The organism is Scleromatobacter humisilvae (assembly GCF_023231945.1).
Lineage (GTDB): Bacteria > Pseudomonadota > Gammaproteobacteria > Burkholderiales > Burkholderiaceae_C > Scleromatobacter > Scleromatobacter humisilvae.
In genome coordinates, this window is sequence record NZ_JAJLJH010000001.1 from 1,771,531 (window position 1) to 1,784,857 (window position 13,327).

At 68.0% G+C, this 13,327-nt stretch carries 13 protein-coding genes; 1 reads left to right on the forward strand and 12 read right to left on the reverse strand.

The genetic code is table 11. The features are described 5' to 3' along the window. Positions 1 to 49: 49 nt before the first annotated feature. The 4 genes from LPC04_RS08370 to dsbD form a co-directional block, all read right to left on the reverse strand. The gene (locus LPC04_RS08370) at positions 50 to 2,821 is read right to left on the reverse strand and encodes an ATP-binding protein (RefSeq protein WP_275681720.1); all 2,772 of its coding nucleotides are present in this window, start codon (positions 2,819 to 2,821) and stop codon (positions 50 to 52) included. A gap of 66 nt (positions 2,822 to 2,887) precedes the next feature. Further along, complete coding sequence (locus tag LPC04_RS08375) at positions 2,888 to 3,997, reverse strand: ABC transporter substrate-binding protein (protein ID WP_275681721.1); 1,110 nt, start codon at positions 3,995 to 3,997, stop codon at positions 2,888 to 2,890. 159 nt (positions 3,998 to 4,156) lie between these two features. Further along, positions 4,157 to 4,867, reverse strand: a complete 711-nt coding sequence (locus LPC04_RS08380; RefSeq protein WP_275681722.1) for a pseudouridine synthase — start codon at positions 4,865 to 4,867, stop codon at positions 4,157 to 4,159. Positions 4,868 to 4,874: 7 nt separating this feature from the next. After that, positions 4,875 to 6,884 (reverse strand): protein-disulfide reductase DsbD, encoded by a 2,010-nt coding sequence (dsbD, locus tag LPC04_RS08385; RefSeq protein WP_275681723.1) that lies wholly within the window; start codon positions 6,882 to 6,884, stop codon positions 4,875 to 4,877. Positions 6,885 to 7,037: 153 nt separating this feature from the next. Between dsbD and LPC04_RS08390 the strand changes: the two genes are divergently transcribed. Next, a complete protein-coding gene (locus tag LPC04_RS08390; RefSeq protein WP_275681724.1) occupies positions 7,038 to 8,033 on the forward strand; it encodes a hypothetical protein in 996 nt (331 codons plus the stop codon). On the opposite strand, the gene rplQ is transcribed toward LPC04_RS08390, so the two are convergent. From rplQ to rplO, 8 genes are all read right to left on the reverse strand, one after another. Beyond that, positions 7,916 to 8,311, reverse strand: coding sequence for a 50S ribosomal protein L17 (gene rplQ, locus LPC04_RS08395; RefSeq protein ID WP_275681725.1), 396 nt, complete (start codon positions 8,309 to 8,311; stop codon positions 7,916 to 7,918). The genes LPC04_RS08390 and rplQ overlap by 118 nt on opposite strands. Before the next feature lie 113 nt (positions 8,312 to 8,424). Continuing rightward, positions 8,425 to 9,411, reverse strand: coding sequence for a DNA-directed RNA polymerase subunit alpha (locus tag LPC04_RS08400; RefSeq protein ID WP_275681726.1), 987 nt, complete (start codon positions 9,409 to 9,411; stop codon positions 8,425 to 8,427). Between the two features lie 158 nt (positions 9,412 to 9,569). Then, the gene (gene rpsD, locus LPC04_RS08405; RefSeq protein WP_275681727.1) at positions 9,570 to 10,193 is read right to left on the reverse strand and encodes a 30S ribosomal protein S4; all 624 of its coding nucleotides are present in this window, start codon (positions 10,191 to 10,193) and stop codon (positions 9,570 to 9,572) included. 289 nt (positions 10,194 to 10,482) lie between these two features. Further along, complete coding sequence (gene rpsK, locus LPC04_RS08410; RefSeq protein ID WP_275681728.1) at positions 10,483 to 10,887, reverse strand: 30S ribosomal protein S11; 405 nt, start codon at positions 10,885 to 10,887, stop codon at positions 10,483 to 10,485. Positions 10,888 to 10,922: 35 nt separating this feature from the next. Further along, positions 10,923 to 11,288 (reverse strand): 30S ribosomal protein S13, encoded by a 366-nt coding sequence (rpsM, locus tag LPC04_RS08415; protein WP_275681729.1) that lies wholly within the window; start codon positions 11,286 to 11,288, stop codon positions 10,923 to 10,925. A gap of 36 nt (positions 11,289 to 11,324) precedes the next feature. Then, complete coding sequence (rpmJ, locus tag LPC04_RS08420; RefSeq protein ID WP_125241517.1) at positions 11,325 to 11,438, reverse strand: 50S ribosomal protein L36; 114 nt, start codon at positions 11,436 to 11,438, stop codon at positions 11,325 to 11,327. 115 nt (positions 11,439 to 11,553) lie between these two features. Beyond that, a complete protein-coding gene (secY, locus tag LPC04_RS08425; protein ID WP_275681730.1) occupies positions 11,554 to 12,861 on the reverse strand; it encodes a preprotein translocase subunit SecY in 1,308 nt (435 codons plus the stop codon). Positions 12,862 to 12,889: 28 nt separating this feature from the next. Next, on the reverse strand, positions 12,890 to 13,324 hold the full coding sequence (rplO, locus tag LPC04_RS08430; protein WP_275681731.1) for a 50S ribosomal protein L15: 435 nt from the start codon (positions 13,322 to 13,324) through the stop codon (positions 12,890 to 12,892). Positions 13,325 to 13,327 lie beyond the last annotated feature (3 nt).

Sequence of the window (13,327 nt, forward strand, 5' to 3'; positions counted from 1 at the left end):
GCTTGTCACGCGGCGGTCGTGAATCTGCGTAAAGCGCCGGTCGCGCTGATCACTTCGCCGCGGGCAGCAGCTCGTCGATGAGCAGCAGGGCCTCGGTCAGGCGGATCGGCTTGGCGAGGTAGGCGCGCACGCCGGCGACGGTGGCGGCGTCGCGCTGGGCCTGGGTGCTGTCGGCCGAGACCACCACCACCGGCACACGCGTGAGCAGCGGCATCGTGCGCATCCATTCGGCCACGTCGAGGCCCGAGCCGTCGGGCAGGTGCAGGTCGACCAGCACGAGGTCAGGGCGCAGGCGGGCGATCATGTCGATGCCGTCGCGCACGCTCACCGCCAGGTGCAGCGTGCAGTCGGGGCGCTGCTCGACCACCTCCTGCATCAGCAGCGCGTTGATCGGGTTGTCCTCGACATAGACGATCTGCCCGCCGACGCCGTGCGGCACCGCGAGGCGCGCGGGGGCGTCGCCCGGAGCGAGCAGCGGCAGGCCCTGGGCGCGGCGCAGCGTGAGCGTCACGCGCGTGCCGACATCGGGCCGGCTGTCGATGGCGATCTCGCCGCCCATGCGCTCGACGAGGCGGCGGCTGATCACGAGACCGATGCCGGTGCCCTCGATGGAGCTGGACTCGAGGCCGAGCCGATCGAACGCCGAGAACAGGCGCGCGAGCTGCGCGGCCGTCATGCCCCGTCCGGTATCCGAGATCTCGATGAGCAGCCGTCCGGGATCATCCTGACCGGGCTCGCCGTCGGCCGTGCGGATGCTCACGCCGATGTCGACGCGCCCGTTCTCGAGGTTGTACTTGATCGCGTTGCCGATGATGTTGACGAACACCTGGCGCAGCCGCGTGGCGTCGGCCTGCACGCTCCACGCCTCGCGCGGCAGGTGCTGCGGCAGCGCCACCGCGAGCGTCACCTTCGCGTTCTCGGCGAGCGGCGCGAGCAGGCGCACGCTCTCGTTGATGACCAGCGCGACATCGACGTCGGCCATCTGGATGCGCGCGTTGCCGGACTCGATCGTCGACAGGTCCAGCACGTCGTTGATCAGCGTCACCAGGTGCCAGCCCGCGGCCTCGATGCGGGCGACGCGTTCGCGCTGGTGGGCGTCGAGCGGGTGAGCCTCCTCGAGCTGCAGCAGCTGCGCGTAGCCCAGCATCGCGTTCATCGGCGTGCGCAGTTCGTGGCTGACGCGCGAGAGGAACTCCGACTTGGCCTGGCTCGCCGCCTCGGCGCGCCGGCGCGCCAGCTCGAGTTCGTTGGAACGCATGCGCTCCGATTGGTCCGTGGCCACGAACAGGAAGCCCAGGGCCTCGCTGCCCGGGGCCGCGACGCCGCTGCCCGGCGCGAACACGACCTCGCCTTCGGCATTGCGCTCCCGCGGCCCCTGCGGCGCGCCCGCGTTCGCCAGCGACGCCCGCACCGCCGTCACGGCCAGCGAGACGCTGATTCGCGCGCCGTCCTTGCGGAAATAGGTCCAGTCGCGCACCTCGTAGCCGAAGCGCGCCGCGATCGCGGTGATCGCCTCGCGGCCATGGATGGGCCGCTTGAGCTGGTGGGTGAGTTCCTCGGAGCGCCGCGCGAGCTCGACGGGGTCGTGCACGCCCAGCGGGCACTGCTTGCCCAGGACTTCAGAGGCCCGATAGCCCAGCATCTTCTCGGCACCGCGATTGAACAGCCGCACGACGTGGTCGGCGTCGACGGCGATGATCGCGACCTCGGTGGCGGCGTCCAGCAAGGCCTGCAGCTCGGCCTGCGCGTGGCGCGCGGTGCGCTCCTGCTCCTTTGCGCGATCGAGCAGCCGGCGCAGTTGCGCCCACAACGCGTAGACCTCCTCGCTGCCGAGATCGACGTCGGGCTCGCCCGGCTTGTCGTCGACGAGGTCGGCGGCCGCGCTCACGAGCTGGCGATAGCTGCCGGCCTGCCGCTGAGCGAGCTTCAGCGCGATCGCGATGACGACGGCCAGCACCACCAGCACCGCGATGCCGACCACCCCGGCGAGCTGCTTGACCGGCGCGAACAGCGCATTGCGGGGCTGCGCGACCAGCACGTACCAGCCCGTCGTGGCTGCCGGCGCGACGGTGGCCAGCCAGTGCCCGCCATCGAGCTCGATCTCGCCGGGCCCGGAGTAGCCGTTGAGCGCCCGATGCACGAGGTCGAGGTGGCTCAGGTTCTCCTGCCAGTTTGCGCGCCGCTGGTCGGGATGCACGATCACGCGGCCGAGGCCGTCGAACACGATCACCGCGACGTCCTCCACGTCGCCGGACACGCGGATCTGCTGCGCCATCCGGTCCAGCGACAGGTCGGCCACCACGAGGCGGCCGTCGGACGGCGCGGCGACGACGGCCGTGATGTGGCCCGTCAGCGGCGACAGGAATGTGTTGGACCAGACCGGCGCCGTGGCCGTGCGCGCGCGTTCGTAGAACGGGCGGCTGGACAGGTCGAGCCCTTCCCAGTCCTCCTTGCCGACGTGCGTACCCGGGCGCACCTCGGCGACCGCCACGATGCCGTTGGTATCGAGCAGGATCGCCGACTCGAGCGACTGCGCCTCGTCGAGGGCCTCGCTGAGCGCGGCGCGGATCTCCGGCTCCTCGGCGCCGGGTCGCACGTGCGTGGCCGCGCGCGCGGCGGCCTCGCGCGGCGCGGCGATGAGCAGCTCCACCTGCGAGCGGATCAGCAGCGCGGTGCGCTGGTTCTCCGCCTCGATGTCGCGCAGCGTCTGCGGAATGGCGACGGCGCTCCACAGGACGATCACCAGCAGCAGCGGCACGCACGCGAGCAGCACGTACTGGCGCGTGAGGATGCGCTTGAGCGACGGGCGCGGCACCCTCACGCGGCCATCCCTGCTGCGGCGATGACGGTGCGGACGCCTGCGGACGGCGGGGCGAGGCTCATGCGCTCACGACGCCAGCATGACGAAGCGCCCCTTGCGCACCTCGCTCAGGTGGAAGCGGTTGATGCTGTCGCCGAAGTGGTCGAGCGTCACCGGATGCTGCAGCCCCGGCCACGTGCCTGGCGCGCCCAGCACGTCGCGCAGCGACTGGCCGTCGGTCTTGCGGCGCAGGCCCTCGGCCCCCATCATCGTCGCATCGAAGGAGAAGACGGCGGCCTGGCTGGGCGGATTGCCGAAGCGCTCGATGTAGCGCTTGCGGAAGTCGACATAGGCCGGCTCCGGGCTGTCGAGATCGAGCGCCTGCAGCACCAGCGCCCCTTCGATCGCGCGGCCGCCCATCTGCAGCAGCTGCACGTTGGCGGCCCACGACGCCATCGCGAGCTGCACGTCCGGATCCAGCCGGCGCAGCTGCTGCGCGGCGATCGACGCGTCGACCGCGCCGCACACCAGCAGCACCAGCCGCGGATGGGTGGCCAGCAGGTCGACGGCGATCTTCGCGTAGTCGGGCGCCGCGTCGGCGCCGTAGCGCACGACGTTCGGCGCCGCGCCGCCCTGCGACTGGAAGCGCGCGGCGAACTTGGTCGAGAAGCTCTCGCTGTAGGTGCGGTTGCCCCAGTCCGCCATCACCGAAGCAGACAGCAGGCCGCGCCCGACGGCGGCGTCGGCGATCTGCTCGGCGCCCGGCCCCGCGGGCGGGATCACGCGAAAGAACCAGTCGTCGATGCCGCTGAGCTCGTCGGAGTTGGCCGTCGGGCTGATCAGCACGAGGTGGCGTCGCGCAGCCTCGGGCACCATGCGCTTGGCGACGACGCTGGTCATCGGGCCGACGGCGAACGCGTCGCCGTCGTCGGCGACGGCGTCGACGGCCGTTGCCGCGTCGTCGGTGGCACGGGCGTCGTCATGGACGCGCAGTTCGTAGCGAGGGCCGCCTTGCGCGTTGAGCGTCTCGATCGCCAGTTGCGCACCGTTGCGCCCGTCGATCGCGAGTTCGGACACGTGACCGGACAGCCCGCCGATGAAGGCCACCTTGATCGGCGGCGCCGGCTGGCAGCCGCAAAGCGCGGACAAGCCGATGGCGGCCAGGCGTCGGATCGGCTTCAGTCGCGTTGGGGGCATGCTGCGTCGGTGGGAACCCACTGGCTGGAACACGCGTTCCACCCGTCAGCATATCCGCCCACGGGAGCCACTGGCAAGCCGAAGCCCGCGAGGGTGCGATGCCTCGTGACCCATTGCGCAACGCCCAGGCGCAAATGCACCGCGGCATCGCGCGGGAACTCAGTCGGCGATCGCCTTCGGGCCCGGCAGCCAGCACCAGGCGCCGGGCTTCAGGTCGGTGGGGAGCTCGAGCTTGCCGAAGCGGCTGCGATGCAGCGCCTCCACGCGATTGCTGACCGCGGCCATCATGCGCTTGACCTGGTGGTACTTGCCCTCGGCCAGCGTCAGGCGGATGCCGTGCAGGCCCTCGGCCGCGCCGGCCCACGGCTCGGCGGCGAGCGCGCGCACGGGCTCGGGGTCGTCCTGCAGCACGACGCCCGCGAGCAGGCGCTCGATCTGCTCGGGCGTCACCGGATGCTTGCACGACGCGTCGTAGACCTTGGGCACGTGGTGCTTGGGCGAGGTCCAGCGATGCAGCAGCTGGCCGTCGTCGGTGAACAGCAGCAGGCCGGTGGTGTCCTCGTCGAGGCGGCCCACGCTCTGCGCGTCGCGGCGCAGCAGCGGCGGCGGCAGCAGGCTGTATACGCTCGGGTGGTGCTTGGGCTTCTTCGAGCACTCGTAGCCGGCCGGCTTGTTCAGCGCGATGAGCGCCTTCGCGTGGTACGGCCAGTCCTTGCCCTCGACGTTGAGCACGAGACCCTCGGGATCGAGATCCTCGAACGGATCGTCATGCACGACACCACCGATGGTGACGAACCCGCCCGCCACGAGGCCCTCGCACGCGCGCCGCGCGCCGAAGCCTTGGGAGAAAACGATCTGCGCGAGCTTCATCGTCGATTCAGAGTCCGGCGGCCGTCAGGCTGTTGCTGAAGCGGGGCGCGTCCTGGAAACCGACGACGCGCGCCGTCTCGAGCTCGTGGCCCTGGGCGTCGAACAGGATGATGCCGGGCGGGCCGAAAAGGTGGAAGCGCTTGAGCAAGGCGCGGTCGTCGTCATTGTTGGCGGTGACATCGGCGCGCAGCAGCAACGCCTTGTCGAGCTTCGCGCGCACGGCGGGATCGACGAAGGTCTGCGTCTCCATCTCCTTGCAGGAGACGCACCAGTCCGCGTAGAAGTCGAGCATCACCGGGCGACCTGCGGCCTGCAGGCGCTGGTCGAGCTCGGCGACGCTGGCGACGCGGTCGAAGCGAGGGCCGGCGTCGGCAGACGCAGCGACGGCATCGCCCGCGGCCGCGCGCGCGAGACGCGCGAGCGGCTGCGCGGGATCGCGCCCGCCGCTTGCGATGCCGACGAATTGCAGCACACCCAGCAGCGCAAGCACGAGGCCGACGCCCTTTACGGCGCGTGCGACACCCGCGTGCGCGCCGGCGGCGACCGGCTCGAACGCGCCCAGCGTGGCGCCGCCGACGATCAACAGCACACCCCAGCACGCCATCGCCACAAGCGCCGGCAGAACCGGCTGCACCGTGTAGATGGCCACGGCGATCAGCAGCAGGCCGAAGACGTGCTTGACCTGATCCATCCACGCCCCGGCACGCGGCAACAGCGCGCCGGCCGACGCCCCCACCAGCAGCAACGGCACGCTCATGCCCATCGCGAGCGTGAAGAGCGCGAGTCCGCCCAGCACGGCGTCGCCGGTCTGGCTGATGTGCAGCAGTGCCGCGGCGAGGGGCGCGGCGACGCACGGGCTCACGACCAACGCCGAGATCCCGCCCATCGCGAACACGCCCGCGACCTGGCCGCCGCGCATGCGGTCGCCCTTGCTGGACAGGCCATCGCGCAGTGCCGACGGCAACTGCAGTTCGTAGAGCCCGAACATCGACAGCGACAGCAGCACCAGCAGCGCCGCGAACGACGCCAGCACCCACGGCTTCTGCAGCCAGGCGGCCAGGCCTTCGCCCAGCAGGCCGGCGGCGACGCCGAGCGCGGTGTACAGCAGGGCCATGCCCAGCGCGTAGGCGAGCGCCAGCGTGAAGCCACGCCTGCGCGTGACGTTCTCGCCCTGGCCGACGATGATGGACGACAGGATCGGCACCATCGGCAGCACGCAGGGAGTCAACGACAGCAGCACGCCGGCCACGAAAAACAGCGGCACGATCAACGCGATCCGACCACCACGCAACGCGGAGGCGAGGCGGCTGTCGCCATCCTGCGTCGACGCGGGCGCGACCGCCGTTGCGGACGCGCCGGGCGCCGGCCCGGTTGTCGTCGACGGACGGTCGACCTGCGGCGCTGATGCGCCATAGCTGCCCAGCACGACGCTGCGCAGCGGATCCGGCAGCGCCCCGCTCGCCACGCTCATCCCGCCCTGCGCAGGCACCGACACCGGCGCCACGACGCCCGCGGGCGGCGCGGACGCATCGGCGTCCGCCACGATCTTCGCGGAGTCGGCATCGGCGCCGAAGGCCTTCAGCGTGACGGCCACGGTGCGCGGCTGCGGTGGGTAGCACAGGCCCTTGTCGGCGCAGCCCTGGTGCGTCGCGTTCAGCGTGAACGCCTTGCTCGCGGAGGCCACGGGCAGGATCACGACGACGCCGTCGTGATACGTCTCGACGTTCTGCTCCAGCGCGGTGTCGTAGTGCTTCTTGCCCGGCGGAATCTGCGCCTCGCCCAGCTTGGCGTCGGGCGAGCTGAACTTGAAGCGCTCGCGGTACAGATAGTAGCCGGGCGCGACCTTGTAGCTCAGCTCGAGGCGCTTCGCGTCGAGCACGCGCACCGACAGCTGGAACGCCAGGTCGGGATCGAGGAAGTCGTCGGCCGCGTGCGCCGGCAGGAACGGCAGCAGCGTCAGCAAGAGGACGAACGACGCCAGCGCCGCGCGGATCGAGGACAGTTTGATCATGTGCATGAGAGCGGCTCGTGGCGGCTCCCGTTCCCGGAAAGATCGCTATTGTCGCGGCTTGTTCGTCGGCGGTGTGCGACCCGGACGATTCCCGACCGAGCGGCACGCCTCCTGCCACGTTGCGGCACAGCATCGGGCTCGGCGCCCGGGCTGCCGGACATGAGAGGAACGACGATCAAGGCCCGCCTGGCCCGATGCCTCTGCGCCGCCGCCGCCTGGCTGCCGCTCGTCGCCGGGGCGCGCGCCGTCACGTCCATCGAGGTGACCGGGCTGCACGTGGCAGTCACCTCGATGTGGCCAGGGCATGTGGCGGAGATCGTCTTCGCCGGCGCCGGCGGGAGCACGTCCGAGAGCGACGCGATCTCGGGGGACTGGTCGAACAGCGACAGCTCGCGATCCGCCGGCGGGCGCGCGTTCGGGCAGGTCGCGACCGGCACCGCGCTGGATCCCGGGGTTCGCGTCACGGCATCGTTGACCGGCAACGTCTTCAATGCCGGGGCGACGGTGCGCACGTCCGCGTTTGCGGACGGAGCCGGCGGCGATGCCTTTGGCCAGGGCCTGGTCGGGCTGGGCGACGGCGTCTCCGCCGCGAAGTTCACGCTGGCGCCCGGCACGCGCATGCGCATCTGGGCAGACGTGCAGGCGACCGCGTCGGTCTCGGCCGGCAGCCCGTTCGACTTCGCCGACAGCGGACTGTCCATGGCCGTCAGCGACATGGACGGCCTCGGGCTGCAGTTCGACCGGGTCAGTTTCGACGCCCTGGCCGTCGGGGCCTTCGGTGCATACGACGACGTCGAGGCCTGGACCGTCGGGCTGAGCTACGAGAACGATACCGACGCGCCACTCAGCGGCCTGTTCAGCGGTTACGTGGCGTCGATCGCGTCGGCGAGCGCCCCGGTCAGCGCCGTCCCCGAGCCCGGGGCTGCGGCGACGCTCTGCGCCGGCTCGCTGTTGCTGGCCATGCTGGCACGCGCCATGAAAAAAGCCGGCAAGAGCCGGCCTTTCGGGGGTCGACAGCGCCGCGAAGGCGCCGAGGATCAGCCTTCCGACGTGTCGGTGACGGCTTCCTCGTCGTGCGAACGCTCGACGAGTTCGACGAAGGCCATCGGCGCGTTGTCGCCGTTGCGGAAGCCCATCTTCAGGATGCGGGTGTAGCCGCCCGGACGCGCCTTGAACAGCGGGCCCAGGACGTCGAACAGCTTCGTGACGATCTCGCGATCGCGCGTGCGGTCGAAGGCGAGGCGGCGGTTGGCCAGCGTCGGCTCCTTGGACAGCGTGATCAGCGGCTCGACGATGCGGCGCAGTTCCTTGGCCTTCGGGAGCGTGGTCTTGATGGCTTCGTGGCGCAGCAGCGAGACGGCCATGTTGCGGAACATGGCTTGGCGGTGCGACGAGGTGCGGTTGAGCTTGCGGAGGCCGTGACGATGGCGCATGGTGATTTCCTTTGATGTCTTTATTGAACTCCGGCCGTGTCAGGTACCGGAGGTTTGCACACGGCGCCCGTCTTGCGACGAGCCCGGCAGCGGGAATTGTCCAAACCGGCGAATTAACGCTTGTCCAGACCTTGCGGAGGCCAGTTCTCGAGACGCGCACCCAGGGTGAGGCCGCGCGAAGCCAGAACTTCCTTGATTTCGTTGAGCGACTTGCGACCCAGGTTCGGGGTCTTCAGCAGCTCGGTCTCGGTACGCTGGATCAGGTCGCCGATGTAGTAGATGTTCTCGGCCTTCAGGCAGTTCGCCGAGCGAACCGTGAGTTCGAGCTCGTCGACCGGACGCAGCAGGATCGGGTCGAACTGGGCGGTGCGCGGGGCCGGCTGGTCGAACGCGGCGATGTCGCTGCCTTCGAGCTGCGCGAACACGGCGAGCTGTTCCACCAGGATCTTGGCCGACGAACGGATCGCTTCCTCGGGCGAGATGGCGCCGTTGGTCTCGATCTCCATCACGAGCTTGTCCAGGTCGGTGCGCTGCTCGACGCGAGCGTTCTCGACGGCGTAGCTGACGCGGCGGACCGGCGCGAACGAGGCGTCGAGGACGATGCGGCCGATGGCCTTGGTCGTCTCGTCGCCGAAGCGGCGCATGTTGCCCGGAACGTAGCCACGGCCCTTCTCGACCTTGATCTGCATGTCCAGCTTGCCGCCCTGGGCCAGGTGGGCCACGATGTGGTCGGGGTTGACGATCTCGACGTCATGCGGCGTCTGGATGTCGCCGGCCGTCACCGGGCCTTCGCCTTCCTTGCGCAGCACCAGCGTGACTTCGTCACGGTTGTGCAGGCGGAACACGACGCCCTTCAGGTTCAGCATCACGTGGACGACGTCTTCCTGCACGCCGTCGACCGTCGAGTACTCGTGCAGGACGCCTGCGATCGTGACTTCGGTCGGTGCGTAACCCACCATCGACGACAGCAACACACGGCGCAGCGCGTTACCGAGGGTGTGCCCGTAGCCGCGTTCGAACGGCTCCAGAGTGACCTTGGCGCGATGGCCGCCCAGCGGCTCGACGTTGATGGCTTTGGGTTTCAGCAGATTGGTTTGCATGTATGTCCTGTTCCTCTCAATACCCTCGGCTCGTTACACCGATAAGGCTGATGGACCACGCCGGGAAGCCTTTGCATCCGTAGCGAGGCCCGGCGCCTCGCAACGAGACGGCGACCGCATCGCCCGCACCAGGCGAGCAAGGCGGCCGCGAATCTGGATCAGCGCGAATACAGTTCGACGATCATCGATTCGTTGATCTCGGCGCCGAATTCGTCGCGGTCCGGCGTCTTCTTGAAGATGCCTTCGAGCTTGGTCGCGTCGACCGACACCCACGCGGGCAGGCCGATCGATTCCGCCAGCTTCATCGCATCGACGATGCGCAGCTGCTTCTTGGACTTCTCGCGCACGGCGACGACGTCGCCGACCTTGACCAGGTACGACGGGATGTTGACCGACTGGCCGTTCACCGTGATCGACTTGTGGCTGACCATCTGGCGCGCTTCGGCGCGGGTCGAGCCGAAGCCCATGCGGTAGACGACGTTGTCCAGGCGCGATTCCAGCAGCGTCAGCAGGTTGGCGCCGGTGTTGCCTCGACGGCGCTCGGCTTCGGCGAAGTACTTGCGGAACTGCTTTTCCAGCACGCCGTACATGCGCTTGACCTTCTGCTTCTCGCGCAGCTGCAGACCGTAGTCCGACGTGCGCGAACCCGAGGTGCGGCCGTGCTGGCCGGGCTTCGAGTCGAACTTGACCTTGTCACCGATCGGGCGGCGAGCGCTCTTCAGGAACAGGTCGGTGCCTTCACGGCGAGAGAGTTTGCCCTTGGGGCCGAGGTAACGTGCCACGTTGTTTCCTTGAGGAATGGTTTTCTGACGCCCGCGTCAAACGGCCGCTGGCCGACTGATGCGATGCGCGAGTCTGGCGAATGTTGTTATGGCGCTCAGACGGTGGTCTTGGGTTGGTTGCCTGGAAATCGCCGGACAAAAAGCCTGGCGCACTAGACATGCAAGCCGGCAACGGTCACACGACCATTGCCGGCTGCAGGAAAACCCGGGATTCTAGCAGAACTGAAAGCGCCTGAGCGCTCAGTACTGTTATTCGAGCGCGGCCGGACGAGTCCGGCCGAACTTCGAATCAGATACGGCGACGCTTCTGGGGGCGGCAGCCGTTGTGCGGGACGGGCGTCACGTCGGAGATCGACGTGATGCGGATGCCCAGCGAAGCGAGCGCGCGAACCGACGATTCGCGACCCGGGCCGGGGCCCTTGATCTTGACGTCGAGGTTCTTGATGCCTTGTTCCTGCGCAGCGCGACCGGCCATTTCGGCAGCGACCTGGGCAGCGAACGGGGTCGACTTGCGCGAACCCTTGAAGCCCTGGCCACCCGACGAGGCCCACGACAGCGCGCCGCCTTGGCGGTCGGTGATCGTGATGATCGTGTTGTTGAACGATGCGTGCACGTGCGCGACGCCGTCCGCCACGTTCTTGCGAACCTTCTTGCGGACGCGTTGGGCAGCGGTGTTATTCGGTGCTTTTGCCATGATGTTCCTTGATTCCGTCAGGTGAGCTCAGCGGCTCACTTCTTCAGCGCCTGGGCACCCTTTTTCGGACCCTTGCGGGTGCGAGCGTTGGTGCGCGTGCGCTGGCCGCGGACCGGCAGGCCGCGACGGTGACGCATGCCACGATAGCAGCCCAGATCCATCAGACGCTTGATGTTGATGGACATCTCGCGACGCAGATCGCCTTCGATCGTCATCTTCGCGATCTCGTCGCGGATCTTTTCCAGATCGCTGTCGTTCAGGTCCTTGACCTTCTTCGACCAGGCGATGCCCGCACGATCACAGATCTGCTGAGCGGTGGTACGGCCGATGCCGTAGATCGCCGTCAGACCGATTTCGGTGTGCTTGTGCGGCGGGATGTTGATGCCTGCAATACGTGCCATTTGCGTGTCCTTGTGATGCTTCTATGGTCCGCAGACTCAACCCTGGCGCTGCTTGTGGCGCGGGTCGGTACAAATCACGCGGACGACGCCCTTGCGGCGGATCACCTTGCAATTGCGACACATTTTCTTGACAGATGCCGAGACTTTCATGGTCTGCTCCTTGACTCTCTTCAAACACTCGCTTCGCTCGTCGACCGAGGCGAGCGCGAAACCCAACTTATCCGACGACCTGACCATATGGTCATGACCGCCTTCAAATTCAACTTCAACCCTTGAACTTCGCCTTCGTCAGCAACGATTCGTATTGCTGGCTCATCACGTAGCTCTGAACCTGGGCCCAGAAATCCATCGTGACGACGACGATGATCAGCAGCGACGTTCCACCGAAATAGAACGGCACGTTGTACTTCAACACCAGGAACTCGGGCAGCAGGCACACCAGCGTGATGTAGATGGCGCCCGCCAGCGTGAGCCTGGCCAGAATCTTGTCGATATGCTTCGCGGTCTGCTGGCCCGGACGGATGCCCGGGATGAACGCACCGCTCTTCTTCAGGTTGTCAGCCGTCTCGTGGCTGTTGAACACCAACCCGGTGTAGAAGAAGCAGAAGAACACGATCATCGCGGCGTACAGCATCACGTAGATCGGCTGGCCCGGCGACAGCGCCGAGGAGATGTTCTTCAACCAGCGCATGCTGTCGCCCGTGGCCAGCGTGTTCACCAGCGTGGCGGGCAGCAGGATGATCGACGACGCAAAGATCGGCGGGATCACCCCGGCCATGTTCAGCTTCAACGGCAGGTGCGACGACTGGCCACCGTAGACCTTGTTGCCGACCTGGCGCTTCGCGTAGTTGACCAGGATCTTGCGCTGGCCGCGTTCGACGAACACCACCGCGAATGTCACCGCTGCGACGATCGCGAGGATGAACAGCGCCACGACCGGGTTCATCGCGTTCGTGCTGACCAGCTCGAGCAGGCCGGCGATGGCGCGCGGCAGGCCCGCGGCGATGCCGCCGAAGATCAGGATCGAGATGCCGTTGCCCAGGCCGCGTTCGGTGATCTGCTCGCCGAGCCACATCAGGAACATCGTGCCGGCCACCAGGCTGACCACCGCGCCCAGCATGAAGCCGTAGCCCGGATCGAGCACCAGGCCCGGCGACTTCGCCAGCCACACGGCGATGCCGTAGGACTGGAACAGCGACAGCACCAGGGTGCCGTAGCGCGTGTACTGGGTGATCTTGCGACGACCCGACTCGCCTTCCTTCTTGAGCGCTTCCAGGCTCGGAACCACGTAGCCCATGATCTGCATGATGATGGACGACGAGATGTACGGCGTGATGCCGAGCGCGAACACGGAGGCGCGCGACAGGGAGCCGCCCGAGAACATGTTGAACATGCCCAGGATGCCGCCCTGCTGACCCTTGAGCATCTGCGCGAGCGCATCCGGATTGACACCCGGGACGGGCACATGCCCGCCGATGCGATAGACCACCAGCGCCAGGAGCAGGAACATCACCCGGCGATACAGATCGCCGAACTTGCCCGACTTGGCGAGTTGATTCTGGGAGGTTGCCACGTGTGGAAGCGTTTCAGTGAGGAAGCGTTCAGGCAGCCAGCGAACCGCCGGCGGCTTCGATCGCGGCCTTGGCACCGGCCGTCGCCGCCACGCCCTTCAGCGTGACCTTGCGGCTCAGTTCGCCCGACTTGATGACCTTGACGTGCTTGATCAGCTCGCCGACCAGGCCGGCTTGCTTCAGCGACTGGAGGTCGACTTCGTCGATGCCCAGCGCCTGCAGATCGGACAGGGTCACTTCGCCGTTGTACTTCAGCTGCTGCGACTTGAAGCCGCGCTTCGGCAGGCGACGCTGCAGCGGCATCTGGCCGCCTTCGAAGCCGACCTTGTGGTAGCCGCCCGCACGGGACTTCTGACCGTTGTGGCCGCGGCCGCCGGTCTTGCCCAGGCCCGAGCCGATGCCGCGACCAACGCGGCGGCGGTTCTTCTTGGAGCCTTCGGACGGCTTGATGGTGTTGAGTTGCATGTT